We start from the raw sequence: 22667 nt of genomic DNA on the forward strand, positions 1-22667 counted from the left end.
AAGGTTGGGTCCGCGCTACAGCGCCGGCGCGTCCCCGCTTCAGCGCCGCGGTGTTCGAGGGCGCGCATCTGGCTGCGACCAGGGAAGGCTAAGGAGGGGCGTTGCCGGGGCGGCGCAAACTCAGGTGCGCGGCTGGAGGCCGGGTGACATGGTGGGAACGTGCCGTGGGGATCGTGGTCGGACGAAGATCGTGGTCGGACAGATGGGAACGTCGTGGAACTGCGCCCGTTGCTCGTAGACGGCGAGGTCGCCGTCCGACCTGGCCGTTCGTCCGACATCGCCGCGTTGCGCGCGATCCTGGCCGAGCCGTCGGTCACGGAGTGGTGGGGCGAGCCGGCGTCCGAGGCGGAGGTGGCGGCAGACCTCCTGGCAGACACCGGCACGGTCCTGCTGGTGGTCGACGTGTCCGGGGAGGTCGCTGGTGGCATTCGGTACATCGAGGAGAAGCACCCGAAGTTCCGTCACGCCGCCATTGACGTGTGCCTCAGCGACCGGTTTCAGGGTCGGGGCGTAGGAACGAAGGCGGTCAGACTGTTGGCCCACTTCCTCTGCGAGCAGCGGGGGCACCACCGGCTGACGATCGACCCGGCGGTCGTCAACACCAGGGCCGTGGCCTGCTACGAAAAGATCGGCTTCCGTCCGGTCGGCATCATGCGCCGGTACGAGCGTGGATCGGACGGGACCTTCCGCGACGGGCTGCTGATGGATGTGCTCCGCGAAGAGCTGCTCGCCGGGTAACCGGTGACACATTCCGGGCGAACAGTCGGCCTGGTTGACCCGGTCGCGTGCAGTTTTTACTCCTGTCGGGTTGCCCACGCCGGCGTCCAGATCCCGGTGTCCCAACGCCTGGGCCGGATCGAACCCAGGTGATGGAGGAGTGTGGCGAGCGCCGGGTGAGGATTGTCGCGATGCCAGATCAGGGAATGCGGGTAGACCGGTGTCGGGTCGTGGAGCGGGATGCGGCGCAGGTCGTAGTGGGTGGGCCAGAGCAGGCGGGTCTGCTCGCCGACAAGGCTGGCCAGGGTCGCGGAGTCGGCGAGGACGTCCAGAAGGTGCTCGGTGCCGAAATTGGGACCGACCGGATCGATGGTGAGTCCGAACTCCGCGGCGAGGTCGTCGTAATACGTGGCCCATTCTGTCCCGGGGAGGATGCCGGGTATCCAGATTCGGTGTCCGACCAGGTCGGCAGGCGTGACGGCGCGAGCTGCGGCCAGCGTGTGGTGCGGCCCGGTGAGCAGTTCGTGGGGTTCGTCGACGACCCGAATTGCCTGGATGACGTCGGGTAGCTGCCGCGCGGGGAGAGGGACAGCCCGAAACGACGCGTCGATCATTCCGGCTCGGACGGCCGCGATGGCGGCGTCGACGCCGGAGTCGTCGAGGACCACGACGTCCAGGTGGAGGTCGGGGTGGGCACGGTGGAAATCGCGGAGCAGGGCTGCCGGGGCGATCCGCCGGTTGATCACGTCTATGCGCAGCGCGCGTCGGCCGGGTCGCACGGAGTCCGTTGCCCGCTGTTCGACCTGGAGCAGTTCGCGGGCGTGCGGGAGCAACGCCTGCCCGTCGATCGTGAGCTGAGCTCCGCGCGCGGTGCGGGTGAACACCCGCACGCCGAGGTCTCTTTCCAGCTTGGCGATGCGTTTGGAGACCGCCTGCTGGGTGATCGCCATCTCGGTGGCGGTGTTCTGGAACTGACCGGTGTCCGCGACGGAGACGAACGTTCGCACAGCCTCGAGATCCACGCCGCCCGACGTTAGTCGCACAACCCGGGGTTGTTGCTCGCCGCCACGGCGGTTGTTTGCTTTGGCCCTCTCCTGCTCGCTTAGATCCTGCTGGTCAACGAGATGTTGTTCGGATGCGGCGGGAAGGGCTGGGTCGGGTGGTGGGCGAGGGGCGGTCCGCGGGGTGGCGCTTCGGGTGGCTCTGGGCCGCGTTCGCGGTCAGCACCCTCGGCACCTGGCTGGCGTTCGACGCGTTTCCTCTGATCGCGATCCTCGTGCTGCACGCCGGGCCGACCGAGGTGGCGGTGCTCGCGGCGGCGGGGCTGGCGGCGGGGACGCTGGTGGCGGTGCCGCTCGGCCCCTGGGTCGAGTTCCGTCGCAAGCGGCCGGTGATGGTGGCGATGGACCTGACCCGGTTCGTCGCGGTGCTGAGCGTCCCGTTCGCGTTCGCGCTCGGCTGGCTCACCTTCGCCCAGCTCCTCGTGGTGTCGATGACGGTCGCCGCCGCCGACATCGCCTTCACGGCCGCCGCCGGCGCCTACGTCAAGGGACTCCTGCGGGGCGAGGCCCTGCTCGTCGCGAACGCCCGGCTCGAATCGACGACCTGGACCGCCACCGTCGTCGGGCCGCCGCTCGGCGGGGCCGCGATCGGACTGTTCGGACCGGTGACGACCGTGCTGGCCGACGCGATCAGCTACCTGCTCTCGGCGGCGGGACTGCGCGCGATCGGCGCGATCGGCGGGAGCGAGCAGCGTTCCGCGCCGGCCGGCATGCCAAGGGCCCGGATTCACGACCTCACCGAGGGGTGGCGGCACATCCTGAGCCACCCGGCGCTGCGACCCCTGTTCGTCAACACGGTTCTGGTCAACGGGCTGATCATGGCGACATCTCCGCTGGTCGCCGTCCTCATGCTCGGCCGCCTCGGCTTCGAGCCGTGGCAGTACGGCCTGGCGTTCGGCGTGCCCTGCGTGGGCGGGCTCGTCGGCTCTCGCCTGGCCCGGCCCCTCGTCGCGCGGCATGGAAGGCATCGGGTCCTGCTCGTCGCCGGCACACTGCGGGCGTGCTGGTCGCTCGGGTTGGCCTTCATCCACCCCGGCACGGCCGGGATCGTGCTCGTCATCGCCGTCCAACTCGGCCTGGTCACCTGCATGGGCGTGTTCAATCCCGTGTTCGCCACCTACCGGCTCGAGCAGACCGATGCCGGGCGAGTCGCCCGGACGCTGTCGGCCTGGTCGGTCACCAGCAAGGCCGGCATCGCGACCCTGACGGCGCTGTGGGGACTGCTGGCCGGCCTCACCAGCCCGCGGATCGCGATCGCGGCCGCCGGCCTGCTCCTCCTGGCGACCCCCCTGATGCTGCCGCGGCGAAGCCTCACTCCGCAGCCGAAGCCCGGACTGGTCGCTCCATTGCTACCCGATGCCGGCCCCGGCGGAGGGTAGCGGCCGCGCGTCGACGATCAGCACCGTCCACTTGCCGGCGATGTGGTCGAGCACCTGGCGGGTCGGGCACTTCGCGCAGAAGGCTTCGGCGGGCAGCCCCGAGGACTCGACCACGGTGCGGTCATCCATGCAGGGGAGAAGTGCCATGACGCAGCTCCTGCCCCCCGGACCCGCCGCCGGTCTTGTTCCGCCCATCCGGCCGACCCTGTCGGTCGCGGACGCGATCCGGACCCGCCGCACGGTCCGCCACTACCGGCCCGACCCGGTCCCGGCCGCCACGCTCGACGCCCTGCTCGCCCTGGCCATCGAGGCGCCCACGTCCTGGAACCTGCAGGACCGCTCGATCGTCGTCGTCAGCGACGACGCGGGCAGGGAAGGTCTCCTCCGTGCCACCGGCGGGCAGCCGCAGCCGGCCGAGGCCCCGGTCGTCCTACGTGCTGCTCGCCGCCACCGAGCTGGGTCTGGCCAGCTCACCGATGAACGGCTGGGACGAGGCCGCCGTGAAGGAGACCATCGGCATCGCCGAACGCGACGACCTCGCCATCGCCCTGCTGGTCGCCGTCGGCTATCTCGCGGAGGAACGCCACCACCCCGGACGGCGTCCCGTCGAGGCGAATGTCTTCCATCAGCGTTACCGGCGCGCTGACGGATGAGAGCCGCATTGGCGGATAGGACTCGCGCCGACGGCTAGTAGGACTTTGTTAGATCGTTGATCGACTGGTTTCGAGGTGCGGATCCGCTTCTGGTTGGCTGCCTGCTGTGACACCGGAGGAGATGGCGGCGGTGCTGCCGGTCGTGGAGGAGTTCGCGGCACGGATGCTCGCCGATCTACCGCGCAAGGACCAGCGGGCGAAGGGCGAGCTCTACGTCCGTGGGCTGATGCTCGACGGGAAGCGTAAGAGCCTGCAGCCCATGGCCGAGCGGCTCGGGGTCGATCATCAGGGGTTGCAGCAGTTCCTGCGGAACTCGACCTGGGAGTACAGCGAGGTCCGCCGCCGGCTGGCCGGGTGGGCGGTCGAGTTCGTCCAGCCCGAGGCGCTGGTCTTCGACGACACCGGCTTCGCCAAAGACGGCTCGGCCTCGCCGGGGGTGGCCCGGATGTACTCCGGCACCCTCGGGAAGGTCGGGAACTGTCAGGTCGGGGTGTCCGTGCACGCGGCGACGGACTGGGCGTCCGCCGCGTTGGACTGGCGGCTGTTCCTACCCGCCAGCTGGGACGACACCGGGCTCGACGACCCGGACGAGGCCACCACGGTGCGGGCCCGCCGTGCCCGGGCGCAGATCCCCGACGTCGCGCGGCACCGGGAGAAGTGGCGCCTGGCGTTGGACATGCTCGACGAGGTCATCGGCTGGGGTGTGCCCGCCCGGCCGGTGCTCGCCGACGCCGGTTATGGCGACTCGGCGCTGTTCCGCCAGGGCCTCACCGACCGCGGCCTGGTCTACGCGGTCGGGGTCACCCCGACCGCGACCGCGCACCCGGCCACCGCCGAACCCGTGTGCGCGGCCTACTCCGGGAACGGCCGTCCACCCGTGCCGGCCTACCCGGACCCGCCCCGCACGTTGAAAGCGCTGGTCCTGGCCGCGGGACGGGGCCAGGCGCGGTGGGTGACCTGGCGGCGTGGCACCCACCACGGTCCGGACAACCCGGCCGCGGTGATGCGTTCACGGTTCCTGGCCCTGCGGGTTCGCCCCGCCGCCCGGGGCGTCACCCGCGACACCGACCGCGTCCTGCCGGAATGCTGGCTGCTCGCCAAATGGCCTCCCGGCCAGGGCGAACCCACCGACTACTGGCTGTCCACCCTGCCCCCGGACATCCAGCTACGCCGCCTGGTCCGGCTCGCGAAACTGCGCTGGCGGATCGAACACGACTACCGCGAGCTCAAGGACGGCCTCGGGCTCGACCATTACGAAGGCCGCTCGTTCGACGGCTGGCACCGCCACGTCACCCTCACCTCCCTGGCCCAGGCCCTCTGCACGCAGCTACGCCGAACCCCAAAAGCCCCTGCGCCGGCCTGACCCTCTACGGAGTCCTCCGCACGCTCCAGACCCTGCTCAACGTCTGGACCGGCGCCTGCCGCACCTGCCACCAATCCTACGCACCATCATCAGTCAAACCGGCTGGAGTCACCTAACAAAGTCCTACTAGGACCTCAGTTCGGCCGTTCAGCGCGCAGCAGGAGGGCCACGGCGAGCGCGGCGACCCCGGTGGCGACCGCGCCGCCGAGGAAGGCGATCTGCAGGCCGTCGACGAAGACCGTCCGCGCGTGGCCGAGAACCGGTTCGCCGAGGTGGGCGGCCACGCCCAGCGAGGAACGGGCCTTCTCGGCGAGGGCCGGCGGGAGCGCGGCGGGCAGGGCCAGGTGGCTGCGGTAGGTGGAGCTGAGCAGGCTGCCGAGCACGGCGATGCCCAGCGCCCCGCCGAGCTCGCGGGACAGGTCGTTGACGGCGGAGCCGACGCCCTGCAGCGCCGGGGGCAGGCTGTCGGTGACGGCGGTGGTCGCCGGCGTCATCGCCAGGCCCATGCCGACGCCGAGGGGGAACAGCCCGGCCAGCAGCAGCCAGTACGAGCCGCCCTGGTCGAGCCTGGACAGCACGACCATCCCGGCGGTGACCAGGAGCAGCCCGGCCACGCAGCAGGCGCGGGCGCCCACCCTGGCCGCTGGCCGGTTGTCGCGCTGGAGATCGAACCGGACCATGTTCGCCTGTTCGTCGAGGCTCACTCGTTGCATTTCCCGTCGTAGATCGCCAATCAGGTGAAGGGTTTCACGTCCCACATGCTGTGCGCCGAGTTCGCACATCTGCGGTTCCGGTTGCCCGCCCTGTGGTCCTGGTCGTGCTTCGTTGCCACTGTCGGTGCCGTGTCTGTTGGGACTGTGCGACGGTAGATCGACGCGTGGAACGAGTGGCCGTGGCATGAGGGGGTGGTCTGGTGCGGCGTGCGTACAAGTTCCTGCTGCGCCCGACCGCCCGGCAGGTGATCGCGTTCGGCGCGATGCTTGACGATCATCGTGCGCTGTACAACGCGGCGTTGCAGGAGCGGCGCGATGCCTACCGGCATCCGTCGCAGATCCGTATCCGTTACGGCGACCAGTCCGCTCAGGTGAAGGACATTCGGGCGGGCGATCCTGATCAGGCTCGCTGGTCGTTTTCGTCGCAGCAGGCGACGTTGCGCCGGTTGGACAGGGCGTTCGCCGCGTTCTTCCGCCGCGTCAAGGCGGGTGGGATTCCTGGCTATCCGCGTTTCAAGGGCGCGGGCTGGTTCGACACGGTCGAGTGGCCGTCGGACGGGGACGGATGCCGCTGGGACGCGCAGCCCGAGAACCCCACGCGGACGTTCGTGCGCCTGCAGGGCGTCGGTCATGTCAAGGTCCACCAGCACCGGCCGGTACTGGGCAGGGTCAAGACGGTCAGCGTCACGCGTGCGGGCAGGCGCTGGTACGTCATCCTGTCGTGCCACGACGTGCCCGCCCAGCCACTGCCGCCCACCGGTGTCGTGGTCGGGGTGGATGTCGGCGTCGCGTCGTTCCTGACCACGTCGCACGGCGAGCACGAGCCGAACCCGACGTGTTTGGACCGGTCCGCCGGCCGGCTGGCTGCCGCTCAGCGGGACCTGTCCCGGGCGAAGCGGGGCTCGACGCGGCGCAGGAAGGCCGCCGCCCGGGTGGGGACGATCAGCCGGCGGGTTGCCCGGCAGCGGCTCGACCACGCGCACAAGACCGCCCTCGGGCTGGTCCGCGACCATGATCTGATCGCCGTGGAGAAGCTCAACATCAAGGGCATGACCCGGCGGGCGAAGCCCAAGCCGGACCCGGACAGGCCGGGGGTGTTCCTGGCGAACGGGCAGGCGGCGAAGTCCGGGTTGAACAGGTCGATCCACGACGTCGGGTGGGGGGCGTTCCTCGGGGTGCTGCGCGCCAAGGCTGAAAGCGCCGGGCGGGTCGTCGTCGAGGTCAACGCCCGCCACACCTCCCAGCGCTGCGCGGCCTAGTCTGCACCTTCGGCCTGGCCCTGCGCACTACCCTGGTCGGCCCCGTCGTTCTTGCCTATGCGGATAATTCGGGGCACCACAGCCGGTTCGGGGGAGGAGACGGGTGCCGTTCACGTTGAGCCATCCGGCGGCGGTGCTGCCGCTGCGGCGGCTTGGCCTGCCGATGAGCGCGATGGTGGCCGGGTCGATGGTTCCCGACGTGCCGGTGTTCTTCGGGTGGCCGGAGATGTATCGGCTCACGCACAGCCTGCTTGGTGTCGTGACCGTCGTTCCGGTGCTGTCGCTGGCCGCGTTGGGACTGTGGTTTCACCTGATTCGCGACGCCCTGGCCGATCTGGCCCCGGATCCGGTCCAGTTGCGGCTGGCTGCGCGGGCACGGCTCACGGGACGCCAGTGGCTGCTGGCACCGGTGGCCGCGAGCGTGGGAGCCGTGACGCACGTCGGCTGGGACGACTTCACCCACAAACAGCGGTGGGGCGTCCGTCAGGTGGCCTGGTTGAGCGCCGAGCACGGCGCCCTGCCCGGCTACAAGTGGCTCCAGTACGGCATGAGCGTAGCCGGCCTGGTCGTCGTCGCGGCGGCAGCCGTCGCTCACCTGCGGGCGCTGCCGCGGGGGCCGCATCGCCCGCCTCGGCATCCGTCGGGATCGGTGGTTCTTCCGGCGGCGGTGGTCGTCGCTGCGGGGGCTGGCGCCGTCGTCGGCCTGGCGAATGTGCCACACGGGTTGCATGCCGTCGTCTTCCACGGCGTCGTCACCGGCGTACTCGCGCTGGTAGCCGGTCTGCTCCTGGTCGCCGCCGGCTGGCAAACAGCGACGCGGAAGGCGTAGGCGCCCAGATTCGCGACATCCACCTGTCGGACACCCATCGGAGCTGCCTCGCCTCCCACGGGTCGCCGGAGGTGGGCGTCCGCCTCACAACTCCTCGTTGCCGTCGTCCTCCGCCCCGGTGTCCCCCTCGGCGCGATCGGCGGCACCGGAAACTTGATCTGCCCTACCGGCTCGCTGACGCCGCAAGTTCTGTATTGCGCCTAGCAGTGCGGTCACGCTTTCCAACGCCGCGGCAAGTGCCTTCAGGACGGCGGCGATCGCGGCAAGGACCCCGACGAGCGCACCTACAGCGATCGGCAGAGCGGGAATCGAAAGGCTCTTCCGGTCGGGATTCTCCGGCTCGTCGGTAGATTCCGGGGCCTGATCGGCGCCGGCCGGCTGTTCGCCGACGGGTGCCGGACCGCCGCTGGGTGCCGGATCGTCGGTGGGCGGCTGCAGGTCAGTCGTCATCGACGACCCTGACTCCTGTGCCGTGGTGACTGTCTGCACCGAGGCAATTGGCTCGGACTGTGCGAGCGCGATGTTCAGCGCACCGTCGCCACGTGTGTCAGAAGCCGACGGTCCAGGTTGTTCGTCTCCACCTGGTTCCCGTTCCTGGCCTGCAGGAGTCCGGGAATTGTTCGGAGTGGACTCGGCGTCTCGGAGTTTCGGGGAGTGAGCTGGAGGGCCTGTGCGCGGCGTGGCGGCAGGTAGCCGATGTTCGGGCTGGTCGAGGAGCGTGCGAGGCAGGCCGGTGTCGCGTCCGACGTAGTAGGAGGTGGTGTAGATCGACTGGAGCTTCACGACCCTGCCGGTGTGTGAGGCGGCCCACATCTTGCCGTCGCCGGCGTAGATGCCGACGTGGTAGAAGTCCCCGGGCAAGCCGAAGAAGATCAGGTCGCCGGGCTGCTTGTTGTACTGCGACACCCGGGTGGTGGCGGCGAACTGGGCGTTCGTGGTCCGCGGCAGGCTCGTGCCGAACTGCTTGAAGACGTACTGGACCAGCCCGGAGCAGTCGAACGAGCTCGCGCCGTCGGCGCCGTAGACGTGCGGCTTGCCCGCCTGCAGGGAGGCCCGGTAGACGACCTTTTCCCCGATGGAGCTGGACGGCCCGGGCGCCGAGATGGGGGTCCTGCCTATGTCGATGGATCCGGCGGACAGGCCGAGGCCGGGGGAGCCCGCCGTCCGCGTGGGCCTCTGCGCCCGCACGTTCAGGGTCGCGTCCTTGGCCGGGCGGGCGGACCGCAGGGCGTCGGTGCCGTCGAAGATCGCCGTGACGTTCGTCGTGGTGAGCACCCGCGCCATGTAGGACGCGTACCCCTGCGCGTTCGTCTGCAGGTGCTTGCAGGTGGCCCACCCGGTGGGGAGCTTCACCTGCACCTTGACGAGCTGGTTCGCCAGCGGCTCGTGGGTGGTCGCGGCGAGCATGGCTCCCCAGGAGCTGTGCTCCCCGACTGCCGCCGCGGCGATGCTGCCACCCAGGGCGGCACGCGAGCCGATCTGCGCGGCGAGGGTGAGCGGCGCGAAGTTCGGGCCGTCCAGATTCTGTGGGAGGAAGACATCGGTGGCGCAGCCGGCCAGGGTCGCCCCGGAGACGGCGACCGTTCCGGTCGTCATCAGCGCAAAGGCGGCGTGCGTGCCTCTGCGGGGCGCGGTGTTCCCGGTGGGGCTGCGGTGCCGCCCGCGGGCGGCGTTCCGTGCACCCTCGGGGTGCGAAGCAATTTCGTCGAGTTGCACACTGCGTGCGGACACCGTGGCTGTCCTCCGACCATGCCCGTGGCACCGAGGACGGACGGCACCCTGAACATCGAGTTTAGACAGACGCGCCGCGGTCTCTCTGCGGTCAGGCGGCGCCGGAGTGCATGCTGACGACGTTGCCCTTGACGTGGTTGACGACGAGGTCCTCCAGGCAGCCACGCAGGCGGCGGCGGGTGTCCTCGGGCAGCGAGGGGCGTAGCACGGCGCGGAAGGTCCGCTCGCCCGCCGCGACCGGCTCGTCCTCGCCGGCCCAGCCGATCGTGGCGATGCAGGTCTGCCACAGGGCCGTCGCCGCGAAGGCGTCGCCGTGGCCGAAGTCGTTGTCCTTGATCGAGAACAGCACGGTCGTCTGCGCCTCGACGCCGGCGCCGCCGTGATACTCGGTCGCCTCCCGCAGCAGGTGCACCCCGCCGAGGACGACCGCGACGACGACCACGAACACGACCAGCGGGCGCAGCGCCCTCATCGCGGGCTGGTCGGCTGGCGCAGCAGGCGCAGCGGGTCCGCCGCATCGTCGAGCAGGCCGCCCGGCGGCGGGCCGAGCTTCGCCATCGTCGCCGCGACCCCGGGGTCGGCGACGCTGCCGGCGGTCGCGCGGGCCAGCCGCTCCACCACCCAGGCCAGGCCCGACAGCAGCAGCCCGGCGCCCATGAGGATCGGGATGAACACCGGCGCGGACGAGCCGTCGGGGCGCAGCCAGTCGAACACCGACGTGCGCTGTGGCGGGGCCTCGCGCAGCCGGGCCTCGATGCGCCGCCGCCGCTCGGGGCTCGCCTGCGCGGCGGCGGCGAGCCGCCCGACGCGCTGCCACAGCGTCACCCCGATCAGCATGACCTCGACGGCGAGAAAGATGACCCCGCTCGTCAGCGCCCGGTTCCACTCCCACCGATACAGGTAGACGAAGAAGTAGGCCCCCGAGGCGATCAGCGTGATCGCGCCGATCCCGGGAACGACGAATCTCCTCATGCGCTCATACCCCGATCTCGGCGGCCTCGGTGTCGCCGGCCTCGCCGTCCCCGGCCTCGGTGTCGCCGTCCCCGACGCGTTCGACCGCGCCGACGCTGCCGTCCACGATCACCTCGTCGCCGTCGGTGAAGGTCGTCGTGGCGTCGGCGACGCCGATCACGGTGGGGATGCCGTATTCGCGGGCGAGGATGGCGAGGTGGCTCAGCGGGCTGCCGGTCACCGACACCAGCCCCGCCAGTCCCGGCAGCGCGCCGGCCAGCGCCGGGTCGAGGGTGTCGACGACCAGCACGCGACCCGCGGCATCGGACGGGTCGTGGGTGACCACGCCGCGGGCCCGCCCGGGGCTGACGCCCTGGGTGGCGCCGGCGGTCCGCCGCGCCGCGACGATGCGCCCGTCGGCCGAGAGCCGGAACGCGGCCGGCAGTACCGCCGGGCCGCGGGCGGCGGGCACCTGCACCGGCACGGACGCGGCGAGGTCGGGCGAGATCGTCAGCTCCCGCAGCCGGTCGAGGGTCAGGTGCCGCACGTCGGCGGGATGGTGCAACTGGCCGTGGCGGGCCAGGCGCCGGCCGAGTTCCATCGCCGCCTGCGCGGTCAGCTCGTGCAGCCAGCGGGCCCGCAGCCGCATCGCCTCGCGGGCCACCGCGACCGGGTCGTCGCCCTCGCCGGTGGGCAGCCGCACGTAGGCGGGGGTCGGCGGCAGGGCGGCCGGGCTGCCGATGGCGGGCGGGATCAGCGCCAGGCTCACGGGATGGTGCGTGATGATCTTCGCGTCGGTCAGCCCGTTCTCCCGGGCGCGGGAGACCGCGGCGAGCGCCACCGCGGCGCCGGCCGTCGCGGTCGCCCGGGCGTCGAGGAAGAACCCGGCGAGCACCTCGTGGGCGTGCACGCCGCGCAGCGTGGTTCGCGCGTTGGCGAGCAGCAGGTGGAGCTGGTGCTCGGTGAGCGTGGCGGGGTCCGGGACAGCGCGCAGGTCCGCGTCGATCTCCTCGGCGAGGTCGCCGACGATCGCGGGGAAGGCGCCGCGCAGCCGGCCGAGCCGCCAGGCCGCGCGCAGGCGTCGCAGCCCGGGCCGCGGGTCCAGCGGCATCCACCACCGCCGCCGAGGCTTGATCACGCCCAGGGCCTCCAGGTCGACGGCGACCCGACCCTCGACGTCGATGACGAACCGGCGGCGCAGGTGACCCCGGCCCGTCGCGCCGGACAGCCGCAGCGCCTCGCGCAGCCCGTCCTCCAACGGCGGCACCCACAGGTCCAGCTCGAGGTGGGCCAGCGGCTCGGGGAACGTCTCGGCCACCGGCCCGGGGCCGAAGACCCGGCCGTGCGCGACCGGCACGGCCGCCGTGATCGGCCGGCTCTGCAACAGCCGCAGCGTGCCGTCCGGCTCGATGAGCCACTCCATGTCCTGCGGGGCACCGAAGACCCGCGCGGTGCGCCGGGCCAGCCGGGCGAGCTGGCCGCGCTGGCGGGCGTGCACCGCCGCGGGAATCGTCCCGTCGACGGACTTCAGCCGCCCGCGCCGGGTCAGCAGCAGCGAGGTGCCGGTGACCTCGCCGCTGACGATCGCCTCGGGCAGCCCGTCGGTCATCGACACCAGGATGCGGGAGCGGCTGCCGGTCAGCGGGTCGAGGCCGAACATCACCCCGCCGACGCGGGCCTGCGCCATCGGCTGGACCAGCACGGCGATCGGCGCGTCCTGCGGGCCGACTCCGGCCGCCGAGGCGACGACCTTGCCGACCGCCTCGGTGAAGGCGTCCCAGCCGGTGACGTGCAGCACGGACAGGTACTGGCCGGCCATCGACGACGACGCCGAGTCCTCCGCGACCGATGACGAGCGCACCGCCAGCGGCCGGCGGCCGTCGTCGCTGAGCTCGCGCCACCGGTCGTGGATCGCGTCGCCGCGGGCCGGCTCAAGCCCGCCGGGCCGCCCGGTCGCGGCGGTGGTGACGACGAAGCCGGGGATCACCGGCAGCCCGGCGCGGGCGGCGACGGCGAGGTTGGCGGCCTTCGCGCCGACGAGAGCGGTGTCGCTCGCCACCGGCTCGTCCAGCGGGACGACCACCGGCCCGGAGGCGATCGCGTCATCCGCTGGCATCCGAGTCCCCCAGACCTGACAGTTCCCTTAACGCCCGAGGCTACCCAGACGGGCGAGGCTCAGCCGGGGGACGCGAGATTCGCCTCACCGCGCCGGCAGGCGAGCCGGTCGTGGACGCGGTGGAACGCGCGGTCGACTCCGGCGAGCAGGAGCAGGGCGAAGATCGTACCGGCCACGACGTCGGTCGGCCAGTGCACCCCGAGGTACACCCGGGTTGAACCGATCGCGGTGACGACCACGCAGGAGACGGCGACGCTCACCCGCCAGGCCCGCCTCGACGACGTGTACAGCGAGATCACGATCGGAACCATGCCCCACAGCGCCGCGGCGGCCATCACGTGGCCGCACGGGAAGGACGGGCCGACCCCGGCGACCATCCGGTCGATGTCCGGCCGCGGCCGGTCGACCAGGGCCTTGGCGGTGAACTCGACCAGCGGCCGCAGAGCGGTGACGGCGAGCACGGTGGCGCCGACCGTCCGGCACCGCGCCCAGGCGACCAGTCCCAGCAGCGGGCCGAGGGTGTAGACGACCCGGGAGCTGCCGAGGAACGACAGCCGCCGGACGACCCAGTCCAGCGTGCCGGTGCGATGGGCGATGACCCAGGACTCGATCGGGGAGTCGAGATGGCCGACGACGAACCCGTTCGCCCAGTGCACGGTCACCGCCATCGCCACCAGGATCGCGGCGAGTGTGGCCAGGCGGCGCCGGTGCGGGACGAGCACCGGGGCGGCCGAGGTCGGGAGGTGCCGTCGGCCGTCGAGGACGGTCGACGCCGACAGCCGGGGGGACTCGAGGACTTCAGTCGTGACAGTCATTAGCACAAGAGCGTACAAGTCCGTCCTGCGGGCCCCCGCCGACCGCCTCGCGCAGGCCGTGCGCCGTCAACCGTCCATCGGCTCCGCGGAGGCGGTCAGTCCCACATGAGTCCGCCGTCGATGAGCAGGGAGTGGCCGGTGATGAACCCGGCCTCGTCGGAGAGCAGGTAGGCGACCGACCCGGCGACCTCCTCCGGGGTCCCGATGCGCCCCATCGGGACGAGGGAGGCCCATTCCGCCTGCTGCTCGGGGCCGTAGCCGGCCAGCCCCTCGGTGAGGATCGTGCCGGGGCACACCGCGTTGACGCGGATGTTGCGCCGGGCGTACTGCAGCGCCGCGTTCTTCGTCAGGCCGACCACGCCGTGCTTGGCGGCGGTGTACCCGGCCATCGACGGCGCGTTCTTCACCCCGGCGTTCGACGCCATGTTCACGATCCGGCCGTGCCCCGCGTCGACCATGTGACCGAGCTCGGCGCGCATGCAGAGGAACACGCCCCGCAGGTCCACCCCGAGGACCCGGTCCCAGTCCTCGACCGGCAGCAGGTGCAGGTCCGTCGGCGCGTGCGCGACGCCCGCGTTGTTCACCGCCATGTCCAGACCGCCGAGCACCGACACGGCGGTGTCGAACAGCTCGGTGACGCTGGCGGGGTCGGCGACGTTCGCCGCCACGAAGGTCGCCTTGCCGCCCTGGTCGGCGATGCGCTGGACGGTCTCCTGACCGCCCTTCTCGTCGATGTCGGAGACCACGACCTGAGCACCGTCGGCCGCCAGCCGCAGCGAGACGGCGCGGCCCAGCCCCGAACCCGCCCCCGTGACGACGACTCCCGCTCCATCGAATGACATGACGACTCCTTCGTGACCGTCCCCCGTGAACGTTGTTGTCCTGCACATTCATCCTGCTCGCAAAGGGCGTACCTACCCATCCGTGCCATCGTCTGTCTGCTCACATCGCCCGTCCGGATGCTCACATCGCCCGTCCGGATGCTCACATCGCCCGTCCGGACGGGCACATCACCGGTCGGGTAGCAGGCGGGGGACCGCCCGGACGTAGACGATCATGCCGAGGACCTCGACGAGGGTCTGGGTGACGACGACGGCGGCGGCGATCGCGAACCGGTCGGGCAGCGACAGGGCCAGCGGCAGCACGACGAGCGAGTTGCGGGTCGCCCCGCTGAACACCACCGCCCGGGCGGCGGGGACGTCGAGGCGGAACAGCCGGGCGACGCCGAGCCCGGCGAACGCCATGACGGCGAGGAACGCCACGTACGCGGGCACCACGGCGGCCACCTCGGCGAGGTCGTCGTCGATCTTCGGGGTCTGCGACGCGACGACCGTGACCAGGACGACGACCATGAGCGGCACCATCGCCGTCCCGGCCGCCCCGGCGAACGCCGCGCCCGCGGGCCGTCGCGCAGCCCACGCCTGCACCGTCCAGGCCAGCGCGAGCGGGACGACGATCAGCCCGCCGAACGCCGCGAGGAACGGGCCGATCTCGACGACGTCGGCGAGCCCCGGGCCGAGGAAGGCCAGCAGGAACACCGGCAGCAGCAGCATCTGCGCGGCCAGCAGCACCGGCGTGGCGGCCAGCAGCGCGCCGGCGCGGGCCCCCGCGAGCCCGCTGAACACGATCACATAGTCGACGCACGGGCACAGCAGGACGAGCAGCACGCCGAGGCGCACGGCCCGCTCGTCGGGCAGGAACGGCACCATCGCGGCGACGACGCCCGGGACGACGACGAAGTTGACGGTGAGCACCGCGGCGAGGAACCGTCCCGCCCGCAGCGACCGCACCAGCTCGGCCGCCGGCACCTGCAGGAACGTCACGAACAGCAACGCCCCGAGCGCCGGGTTGATCGCGTACTCCAGCCCCGGCCCGGCCCCGGGGAGCGCCACCCCCGCCACCGCCCCGGCGGCGATCGCGCCCAGGTAGATCGGCACCTGCCGCCGCTCCAGCGCCGCAGAAACCCGCCCCACCCGCTCTCCTCCCACCTACCAGGCCCGCACCCTGCCCCCCACCTACCCGCGGCGAGTTGCGGTGCGTTCCGTACGGTCTGGCCGCCGATACCGTGCAGAATGCGCCGCGACCTGGCACTGCGCCGCACGCGGGGCGGGTGGAGGCGTCAGGCGAAGTCGTCGGCGGGTGGCGGCGGGAGCGTGGGTGGCGGCGGGAGGGTGGGTGGCGCGGGGACGGTCGGCTCGGCGTCGTCGAGGGCGGTCAGGGACGGTGGCGGCTCGGCGGCGGGCAGGCTGACCACCATCGTCAGGCCGCCGCCGGGGGTGTCCTCCGGAGTGAGGGTGCCGTTCATCGCCTCGGTCAGCCCGCGGGACAGCGCGAGCCCGAGGCCGACGCCGGTGGTGTTGTCGCGGTCGCCGAGCCGTTGGAACGGCTGGAAGACCTGGTCGCGGTGGGCGGCGGGGATGCCGGGGCCGTGGTCGACCACGCGCAGCTCCACCCGGCCGGCGAGGCTGCTCGCGGTGATCACCGGGGGGCGCCCGGGCGGGGCGTGACGCAGCGCGTTGCCGACGAGGTTCACCAGCACCCGTTCCAGCAGCGCCGGGTCGGCGTCGATCGTCGGCAGGTCGTCGGGGATGCGGATGGCGATGCTCCGTGCGGGCGGCCCGAGCTCGTCGAGGGCGCGCGGGACGACATCGTCCAGCCCGATCGGGCGGGGGAACACGCTCAGCGCGCCGGCCTGCAGCCGGGACATGTCGAGCAGGTTCTCCACCAGGCGGGTGAGCCGGTCGAGGGACTCGTCGGCGGTGGCGAGCAGCTCGTCGCGCTCGTCCCGGCTGAGTACGGCCTCGGCGGAGCGCAGGCCGGTCACGGCGGCCTTGGCGGCGGCGAGCGGGGTGCGCAGGTCGTGACTGACGGCGGCGAGCAGTGCGGCGCGGACCCGGTCGGCCTGGGCGATGGGCACGGCCTGCGCGGCGGCCTCGGCCAGGCGGCGCTGTTCGAGGGCGACGGCGGCCTGCGCGGCGAAGGCGGCGAGGATGCGGCGGTCGGCGGCCGGCAGCGGCCGCCCGGTCAGCGTGAGGGCGAGGCTGTCGCCGACGGGGATGTCCACCGTGCCGTCCTCGGGCCGGGTGCAGGGGTCCGGGCCGACGCTGAGAACGGCCCGCCAGCCGTCGCCGTCGCGTTCGAGCAGGGTCGCCGAGGTCATGGCGAACGTCTCCCGAGCCTGGTCGAGCAGGGCGGGCAGCGCGTCCTCGCCGCGCAGCACGCTGCCCGCGAGCACCGACAGCGTCGCCGCCTCCGCGGAGGCGCGCACCGCCTGGCCGTAGCGGCGGGCGGAGAGGTCGACGACGCGGCTGACCATCGTCCCGACCAGGACGAAGCCGGCCAGGGCGAGGGCGTTGTTGCCCTCCGAGATCGACCAGTGGTGCAGCGGCGGGGTGAAGTAGTAGTTCAGCAGCAGGGAGCTGGCCAGGGCGCACAGCAGCGCCGGCCAGAACCCGCCGATCAGCGCCACCGTCACCACGATGATCAGGTAGCCGAGAATCTCAGTGGCCAGGTTGAGGGTCCCGCGGGCCTGGATCAGCCCCGCGGTCAGGGCGGGGACGAGTGCCAGGGTCAGCGCGGTCGCGATGAGCCGGCGGCGCGGGGTGAGCCCGCTGCGCACGCGCGGCAGCCGCCAGCCGGTGCCGGCCTCGGCGTGGGTGACCATGTGCACGTCGATCGGCCCGGACAGGTTCGTGGTGGTGACGCCGATGCCGGGGCTGAGGATCCGGGCGAGCCGGCCGCGGCGGCTGGCGCCGAGGACGAGCTGGGTGGCGTTCTCCGCGCGGGCGAAGTCGAGCAGGGCCGTCGGCACGTCGTCGCCGATCACCTGGTGGAAGCTGCCGCCGAGGCGGTCGACGAGCACCCGCTGCCCGGCCAGGTCCGCGGGGTCCGCGCCGGTGAGGCCGTCGGAGCGGGCGACGTGCACGGCGAGCAGCTCCGCGCCCTTGGTCCGGGAGGCGATCCGGGCCGCCCGGCGGATCAGGGTCTCGCCCTCCGGGCCGCCGGTGAGCGCGACGACGACCCGCTCGCGGGTCTCCCACGTCCCGCCGATGTGGTGCTCGGCCCGGTACCGGTCGAGCTGGTCGTCGACCTTGCCGGCCAGCCACAGCAGGGCGAGTTCGCGCAGGGCGGTGAGGTTGCCGGGGCGGAAGTAGTTGGCCAGCGCCGCGTCGACCTTGTCCGGGGCGTAGATGTTGCCGTGGGCCATCCGCCGCCGCAGCGCCTCCGGGGCCATGTCGACGAGCTCGACCTGGCTGGCCTCGCGGACCACCGCGTCGGGCACGGTCTCCCGCTGCGACACCCCGGTGATCGTCTCGACGACGTCGTTGAGCGACTCCAGGTGCTGGACGTTGACGGTGGAGATGACGTCGATGCCGGCGGCGAGCAGCTCCTGGACGTCCTGCCAGCGCTTGGGGTGGCGGCTGCCGGGGACGTTGGTGTGGGCGAGCTCGTCGACGACGGCCACCGCCGGGCGCCGCGCCAGCACCGCGTCGAGATCCATCTCGGTGAAGGTGGCGCCGCGATGGTCCAGGAACCGGCGGGGGATCACCTCCAGCCCGTCGAGCATCGCGGCGGTGTGCTGGCGCGCGTGCGTCTCGACCAGGCCGACGACGACGTCGGTGCCCCGGTCGCGGCGGCGGCGGGCCTCGTCGAGCGCGGCGTAGGTCTTGCCCACCCCGGGCGCCGCTCCCAGGTAGATGCGCAGTGTTCCGCGTGGCACGCCACCCATGGTGCTCCCGTCCGGCCTGGGCGGGAACCATCGGAAGGTCCGGACAGGCCGCTTTTTCAAGATCGGTGTTAGTGGGCCGTGAGAAACCGGTCGGACCGCGTGAGAACCGCGTGAGCGATCGCCCTTTTCCATTTTCGTCGCGCTTTACTGGGCCCCTGCCGGGATGAAGGAGGGGCGCATGCAAGACGTGGTGTACGTCCTGCTGACGCTGGGATGTTTCGCGCTGTTGGCGCTGGTGCTGCGAGGGGTCGAAAGGCTGTGAACGCGGAGAACATCACCGGACTGGTGCTGTCGATCGGGTTGGGGATATTCATCGTCGCGGCGCTGCTGTTCCCGGAGCGGTTCTGATGTCGACGTCCGTCGCCGGCGTCCTCGCCGTGGCGCTACTGGTCGCCGCGCTTTTCGTCACCTACCGCCCGTTCGGTGACCACATGTACCGGGTCTTCACCGGCGGACGCCACCTGCGGGTCGAGCGGGCGATCTACCGGCTGACCGGGGTGAACCCCGACGCGGGCCAGCGCTGGGGCGTCTACGCCCGCAGCGTGCTGGCGTTCTCGCTGGTCAGCGTGCTGCTGCTGTACCTGCTCCAGCGCGTCCAGGAGCACCTGCCGCTCAACCTCGGTTTCGGCGCGGTGGGGCCTGCGCTGGCCTGGAACACCGCGGTCAGCTTCATGACGAACACCAACTGGCAGGCGTACTCGGGCGAGTCGACCATGGGCCACACCGTGCAGATGACGGGCCTGGCCGTGCAGAACTTCGTCTCGGCGGCCGTCGGCATCTCGGTCGCCGTGGCGGTGGTCCGCGGCTTCGCGCGGCGCCGGTCGCCGGTCGCCGTGGGTGCCGGCAGCCGGGACGACGTGGTCGGCGCGGGCGACGAGATCGGCAACTTCTGGGTGGACCTCACCCGGACGGTGGTCCGGATCCTGCTGCCGGTCTGTGTGCTCGCGGCGATCGTCCTCGTCGCCGGCGGGGCGATCCAGAACCTGCACGGCAACCGGGTGGTGCCCACCCTGGCCGGCGGCCATCAGGCGATCACCGGCGGGCCGGTCGCCAGCCAGGAGGCCATCAAGGAGTTCGGCACCAACGGCGGCGGCTTCTACAACGTCAACTCGGCGCACCCGTTCGAGAACCCGACGTCGTGGACGAGCCTGTTCGAGATCTACCTGCTGCTCGCGATCGGCTTCTCGCTGCCGCGCACCTTCGGCCGAATGGTCGGCGACCGCCGCCAGGGCCTGGCGATCGTCGCGGTCATGGCCGTGCTCGCCCTCGGCAGCTTCGCCGTGAACGCCGCCTTCCAGACCGCGCACCACGGGACGGTGCCGGTCGCGGTCGGCGCGGCGACGGAGGGCACGGAAACCCGGTTCGGCGTGCCGGACTCGGCATTGTTCGCCAGCGGGACGACGCTCACCTCCACCGGCGCCGTCAATTCATTCCACGATTCCTACACGAGCCTGGGCGGCGCCACCCTGCTGGTCAACATGATGCTCGGCGAGGTCGCGCCCGGCGGCACCGGGTCCGGCCTGTACGGAATGCTCGTGCTGGCCGTCGTCACCGTGTTCGTCGCCGGGTTGATGATCGGGCGAACACCCGAGTACCTCGGGAAGAGGATAGGTTCCCGGGAAATCAAGTTCGCGTCCCTGTACTTCCTCGCCACCCCGGCGATCGCCCTGCTCGGCACCGGGATCGCGATGGGCCTGCCCGGCGAGCGCGCCGGCATGCTCAACTCCGGGGCGCACGGCCTGAGCGAGGTGCTCTACGCCTTCACCTCGGCGGCGAACAACAACGGTTCGGCGTTCGGCGGTCTCACGGTGAACACGACCTGGTACAACACCGCGCTGGGCCTGGCGATGCTGTTCGGCCGGCTGCTGCCGATGCTGCTGGTGCTCGGGATGGCCGGTTCCTTCGCCCGCCAGCATCCGGTCCCGGCGACCGCCGGAACGCTGCCGACGCACCGGCCCCAGTTCGCCGGGATGCTCGGCGCGATCGCCGTGATCATCGTCGCGCTGACGTTCTTCCCGGCCCTCGCCCTCGGCCCGCTCGCGGAAGGGATCCACCGATGAGCACCACCACCGTCATCGCCGCGCCCGGCGCCGCGCCGCGTCCGGGCCGGGGCGGGCCGGGGCGGGTCGGCGGGGGCCTGCTCGATCCCCGCCAGCTCGGCCGCTCGCTGCCCGCGGCGCTGCGCAAGCTCGACCCCCGCACCCTGTGGCGCAACCCGGTCATGCTCATCGTCGAGGTCGGCGCGGCGTTCACGACCGTGCTGGCGATCGCCGACCCGTCCGTGTTCGGCTGGCTGATCACCGTGTGGCTGTGGCTCACGGTCGTGTTCGCGAACCTGGCCGAGGCCGTCGCCGAGGGCCGCGGGAAGGCCCAGGCCGCGGCGCTGCGCCGCACCCGCACCGACACGATCGCCCGCCGTCTGACCGGCTGGTCGCCCGGCCGGCCCGCCCCCACCGCCGAGGAGATCGTCGCGGGAGCCACAGCCGCGGGAGCCACGGCCGCGGGGGAGATCGCCGCGGGGGAGCGCGTCTCGGTGGAGGAGGTGGCCGCGCCCGGGCTCGTCCGCGGGGACGTCGTCGTCGTGGTCGCCGGGGAGATCATCCCCGGCGACGGCGACGTCGTCGAGGGCATCGCCAGCGTGGACGAGTCGGCGATCACGGGGGAGTCGGCGCCGGTGATCCGCGAGTCCGGCGGCGACCGGTCGTCGGTCACCGGCGGGACGAGGGTCCTGTCCGACCGGATCGTCGTGCGGATCACCCAGCAGCCCGGCGAGAGCTTCATCGACCGGATGATCGGCCTGGTCGAGGGCGCCGACCGGCGCCGCACCCCGAACGAGATCGCGCTGAACATCCTGCTCGCCGCGCTCACCGTCATCTTCCTGCTCGCCGTCGCCACCCTCCAGCCGCTGGCGATCTTCACCAAGGCGCAGCAGCCCGCGATCCCCGATTCGTCGGCCCTGACCAGCCACGGGATCACCGGCATCGTGCTGGCGTCCCTGCTGGTCTGCCTCATCCCGACGACGATCGGGGCGCTGCTGTCCGCGATCGGCATCGCCGGGATGGACCGGCTGGTCCAGCGCAACGTGCTCGCGATGAGCGGCCGGGCGGTCGAGGCGGCCGGCGACGTCAACACGCTGCTGCTCGACAAGACCGGCACGATCACCTTCGGCAACCGCCAGGCCCGGGAGTTCCTCCCGGTCGGCGAGGTCGATGCGGCCGCCCTCGCCGACGCCGCCCAGCTCTCCTCGCTCGCCGACGAGACGCCGGAGGGCCGCTCGGTCGTCGTGTTCGCCAAGGAGCATCACGGCCTGCGCGAACGCTCCCCCGGCGAGCTGCGCGCGGCGACGTTCGTCCCCTTCACCGCCCAGACCCGGATGTCCGGCGTCGACCTCGCCGACCCCGAAGGGGTGGCGCGGCGGCGGATCCGCAAGGGCGCGGCCAGCGCGGTGATCACGTGGGTGCGTCAGGCCGGCGGGACGGTGCCCGCCGAGCTCGGCGAGATCGTCGACGGCGTTTCCGCCGCCGGCGGGACGCCGCTGGTCGTCGGGGAGATCATCGGCACCGCCGCCGGCACCGCCGCCGGCACCGCCGCGGGCCCGGCGGCGCACGCGCGGGTTCTCGGCGTCATCCAGCTCGCCGACGTTGTCAAGTCCGGCATGCGGGAGCGGTTCGACGAGATGCGCCGGATGGGCATCCGCACCGTGATGATCACCGGCGACAACCCGCTCACCGCGAAGGCGATCGCCGAGGAGGCCGGCGTCGACGACTTCCTCGCCGAGGCGACCCCGGAGGACAAGCTCGCGCTGATCCGCGCCGAGCAGGCCGACGGCAAGCTCGTCGCGATGACCGGCGACGGCACGAACGACGCCCCGGCGCTCGCCCAGGCCGACGTCGGCGTCGCGATGAACACCGGCACCTCCGCCGCGAAGGAGGCCGGCAACATGGTCGACCTCGACAGCGACCCGACGAAGCTGATCGAGATCGTCGAGATCGGCAAGCAGCTCCTGATCACCCGCGGGGCGCTGACCACGTTCTCCATCGCCAACGACGTCGCCAAGTACTTCGCGATCATCCCGGCGATGTTCGCCGGCGTCTACGGCGGGCTGGACAAGCTGAACATCATGCGGCTGCACAGCCCGGAGTCGGCGATCCTGTCCGCCGTCATCTTCAACGCGCTCGTCATCGTCGCCCTGATCCCGCTCGCGCTGCGCGGGGTGCGCTACACGCCGAGCAGCGCCTCCGCTCTGCTCTCGCGCAACCTGTCCCGCTACGGCCTCGGCGGGATCATCGCACCGTTCGTCGGCATCAAGATCATCGACCTGCTGATCCAGTTCATCCCGGGGGTGGGCTAG

Annotated in this window: 20 protein-coding genes and 2 pseudogenes; 11 read left to right on the plus strand and 11 right to left on the minus strand. The window is 72.2% G+C overall.

From position 1 onward, the window contains the following. Positions 1–213: 213 nt before the first annotated feature. Positions 214–738, plus strand: a complete 525-nt coding sequence (locus tag AC5R91_RS26905) for a GNAT family N-acetyltransferase (protein WP_495394076.1) — start codon at positions 214–216, stop codon at positions 736–738. A gap of 56 nt (positions 739–794) precedes the next feature. Here the strand turns inward: AC5R91_RS26905 and AC5R91_RS26910 are convergent, their stop codons facing one another. After that, on the minus strand, positions 795–1739 hold the full coding sequence (locus AC5R91_RS26910) for a LysR family transcriptional regulator (protein ID WP_495394077.1): 945 nt from the start codon (positions 1737–1739) through the stop codon (positions 795–797). Between the two features lie 113 nt (positions 1740–1852). On the opposite strand from AC5R91_RS26910, the gene AC5R91_RS26915 reads away from it, so the two are divergent. Beyond that, positions 1853–3157, plus strand: coding sequence for an MFS transporter (locus AC5R91_RS26915; protein ID WP_495394078.1), 1305 nt, complete (start codon positions 1853–1855; stop codon positions 3155–3157). Here AC5R91_RS26915 and AC5R91_RS26920 read toward each other — a convergent pair. Next, complete coding sequence (locus AC5R91_RS26920) at positions 3128–3304, minus strand: hypothetical protein (protein WP_495394079.1); 177 nt, start codon at positions 3302–3304, stop codon at positions 3128–3130. The two genes, AC5R91_RS26915 and AC5R91_RS26920, sit on opposite strands and share 30 nt — an antisense overlap. Here AC5R91_RS26920 and AC5R91_RS26925 point away from each other — a divergent pair. From AC5R91_RS26925 to AC5R91_RS26935, 3 genes and pseudogenes are all read left to right on the plus strand, one after another. Beyond that, positions 3303–3531 (plus strand): annotated as a pseudogene (locus AC5R91_RS26925) (nitroreductase family protein); the annotation flags it as partial. The gene AC5R91_RS26920 and the pseudogene AC5R91_RS26925 sit on opposite strands and share 2 nt — an antisense overlap. 12 nt (positions 3532–3543) lie before the next feature. Further along, positions 3544–3810 (plus strand): nitroreductase family protein, encoded by a 267-nt coding sequence (locus AC5R91_RS26930; RefSeq protein ID WP_495394080.1) that lies wholly within the window; start codon positions 3544–3546, stop codon positions 3808–3810. Between the two features lie 106 nt (positions 3811–3916). After that, on the plus strand, positions 3917–5173 hold the full coding sequence (locus AC5R91_RS26935) for an IS701 family transposase (RefSeq protein WP_495394081.1): 1257 nt from the start codon (positions 3917–3919) through the stop codon (positions 5171–5173). Between the two features lie 134 nt (positions 5174–5307). Here the strand turns inward: AC5R91_RS26935 and AC5R91_RS26940 are convergent, their stop codons facing one another. Next, positions 5308–5886: an MFS transporter gene (locus tag AC5R91_RS26940; protein ID WP_495398109.1), complete on the minus strand. Its 579-nt coding sequence runs from the start codon at positions 5884–5886 to the stop codon at positions 5308–5310. Between AC5R91_RS26940 and tnpA the strand changes: the two are divergent. The 3 genes and pseudogenes from tnpA to AC5R91_RS26955 form a co-directional block, all read left to right on the plus strand. Further along, a pseudogene (gene tnpA / locus AC5R91_RS26945) lies at positions 5818–6042 on the plus strand (IS200/IS605 family transposase); the annotation flags it as partial. The gene AC5R91_RS26940 and the pseudogene tnpA sit on opposite strands and share 69 nt — an antisense overlap. A gap of 44 nt (positions 6043–6086) precedes the next feature. Then, the gene (locus tag AC5R91_RS26950; protein ID WP_495394082.1) at positions 6087–7145 is read left to right on the plus strand and encodes an RNA-guided endonuclease InsQ/TnpB family protein; all 1059 of its coding nucleotides are present in this window, start codon (positions 6087–6089) and stop codon (positions 7143–7145) included. A 103-nt stretch (positions 7146–7248) separates the two neighbouring features. Then, complete coding sequence (locus AC5R91_RS26955) at positions 7249–7974, plus strand: DUF4184 family protein (RefSeq protein WP_495394083.1); 726 nt, start codon at positions 7249–7251, stop codon at positions 7972–7974. An 84-nt stretch (positions 7975–8058) separates the two neighbouring features. Here AC5R91_RS26955 and AC5R91_RS26960 read toward each other — a convergent pair whose 3' ends face one another. The 8 genes from AC5R91_RS26960 to AC5R91_RS26995 all read right to left on the minus strand — a co-directional run bounded on the left by AC5R91_RS26960 (position 8059) and on the right by AC5R91_RS26995 (position 18316). Next, positions 8059–9705: a C40 family peptidase gene (locus AC5R91_RS26960; RefSeq protein ID WP_495394084.1), complete on the minus strand. Its 1647-nt coding sequence runs from the start codon at positions 9703–9705 to the stop codon at positions 8059–8061. Positions 9706–9796: 91 nt separating this feature from the next. After that, positions 9797–10177: a hypothetical protein gene (locus AC5R91_RS26965; RefSeq protein ID WP_495394085.1), complete on the minus strand. Its 381-nt coding sequence runs from the start codon at positions 10175–10177 to the stop codon at positions 9797–9799. Beyond that, complete coding sequence (locus AC5R91_RS26970; RefSeq protein ID WP_495394086.1) at positions 10174–10677, minus strand: hypothetical protein; 504 nt, start codon at positions 10675–10677, stop codon at positions 10174–10176. The genes AC5R91_RS26965 and AC5R91_RS26970 overlap by 4 nt, the downstream gene beginning before the upstream one ends. A gap of 4 nt (positions 10678–10681) precedes the next feature. Next, on the minus strand, positions 10682–12772 hold the full coding sequence (locus AC5R91_RS26975; protein ID WP_495394087.1) for a PEP/pyruvate-binding domain-containing protein: 2091 nt from the start codon (positions 12770–12772) through the stop codon (positions 10682–10684). A gap of 59 nt (positions 12773–12831) precedes the next feature. After that, the gene (locus tag AC5R91_RS26980; protein WP_495394088.1) at positions 12832–13587 is read right to left on the minus strand and encodes a phosphatase PAP2 family protein; all 756 of its coding nucleotides are present in this window, start codon (positions 13585–13587) and stop codon (positions 12832–12834) included. Positions 13588–13682: 95 nt separating this feature from the next. Next, positions 13683–14429: an SDR family NAD(P)-dependent oxidoreductase gene (locus tag AC5R91_RS26985; protein WP_495394089.1), complete on the minus strand. Its 747-nt coding sequence runs from the start codon at positions 14427–14429 to the stop codon at positions 13683–13685. Positions 14430–14597: 168 nt separating this feature from the next. Beyond that, the gene (locus AC5R91_RS26990) at positions 14598–15560 is read right to left on the minus strand and encodes a bile acid:sodium symporter (protein ID WP_495394090.1); all 963 of its coding nucleotides are present in this window, start codon (positions 15558–15560) and stop codon (positions 14598–14600) included. A 146-nt stretch (positions 15561–15706) separates the two neighbouring features. Beyond that, positions 15707–18316: an ATP-binding protein gene (locus AC5R91_RS26995; protein WP_495394091.1), complete on the minus strand. Its 2610-nt coding sequence runs from the start codon at positions 18314–18316 to the stop codon at positions 15707–15709. A 258-nt stretch (positions 18317–18574) separates the two neighbouring features. Here AC5R91_RS26995 and kdpF point away from each other — a divergent pair, with 258 nt between their 5' ends. The 3 genes from kdpF to kdpB are packed head-to-tail and all read left to right on the plus strand — an operon-like array spanning position 18575 to position 22667. Beyond that, the gene (gene kdpF / locus AC5R91_RS27000; RefSeq protein WP_495394092.1) at positions 18575–18664 is read left to right on the plus strand and encodes a K(+)-transporting ATPase subunit F; all 90 of its coding nucleotides are present in this window, start codon (positions 18575–18577) and stop codon (positions 18662–18664) included. Beyond that, positions 18664–20376 carry a potassium-transporting ATPase subunit KdpA gene (gene kdpA / locus AC5R91_RS27005; RefSeq protein ID WP_495394093.1) on the plus strand — a complete coding sequence of 571 codons (1713 nt, stop codon included), beginning with the start codon at positions 18664–18666 and terminating at the stop codon, positions 20374–20376. Before kdpF ends, kdpA begins: the two co-directional genes overlap by 1 nt. Continuing rightward, positions 20373–22667, plus strand: a complete 2295-nt coding sequence (gene kdpB / locus AC5R91_RS27010) for a potassium-transporting ATPase subunit KdpB (RefSeq protein ID WP_495394094.1) — start codon at positions 20373–20375, stop codon at positions 22665–22667. The genes kdpA and kdpB overlap by 4 nt, the downstream gene beginning before the upstream one ends.

Source organism: Frankia sp. BMG5.60 (genome assembly GCF_059428125.1).

What these genes read in the sequence shown, in the direction of transcription:
- AC5R91_RS26975 (WP_495394087.1), bottom strand. Translation starts at nt 12,772, where the DNA reads ATGCCAGCGGATGACGCGATCGCCTCCGGGCCGGTGGTCGTCCCGCTG.
- AC5R91_RS26915 (WP_495394078.1), top strand. Translation starts at nt 1,853, where the DNA reads ATGCGGCGGGAAGGGCTGGGTCGGGTGGTGGGCGAGGGGCGGTCCGCG.
- AC5R91_RS26980 (WP_495394088.1), bottom strand. Translation starts at nt 13,587, where the DNA reads ATGACTGTCACGACTGAAGTCCTCGAGTCCCCCCGGCTGTCGGCGTCG.
- AC5R91_RS26965 (WP_495394085.1), bottom strand. Translation starts at nt 10,177, where the DNA reads ATGAGGGCGCTGCGCCCGCTGGTCGTGTTCGTGGTCGTCGTCGCGGTC.
- AC5R91_RS26970 (WP_495394086.1), bottom strand. Translation starts at nt 10,677, where the DNA reads ATGAGGAGATTCGTCGTTCCCGGGATCGGCGCGATCACGCTGATCGCC.
- AC5R91_RS26940 (WP_495398109.1), bottom strand. Translation starts at nt 5,886, where the DNA reads ATGCAACGAGTGAGCCTCGACGAACAGGCGAACATGGTCCGGTTCGAT.
- AC5R91_RS26995 (WP_495394091.1), bottom strand. Translation starts at nt 18,316, where the DNA reads ATGGGTGGCGTGCCACGCGGAACACTGCGCATCTACCTGGGAGCGGCG.
- AC5R91_RS26920 (WP_495394079.1), bottom strand. Translation starts at nt 3,304, where the DNA reads ATGGCACTTCTCCCCTGCATGGATGACCGCACCGTGGTCGAGTCCTCG.
- kdpA (WP_495394093.1), top strand. Translation starts at nt 18,664, where the DNA reads ATGTCGACGTCCGTCGCCGGCGTCCTCGCCGTGGCGCTACTGGTCGCC.
- AC5R91_RS26985 (WP_495394089.1), bottom strand. Translation starts at nt 14,429, where the DNA reads ATGTCATTCGATGGAGCGGGAGTCGTCGTCACGGGGGCGGGTTCGGGG.
- kdpB (WP_495394094.1), top strand. Translation starts at nt 20,373, where the DNA reads ATGAGCACCACCACCGTCATCGCCGCGCCCGGCGCCGCGCCGCGTCCG.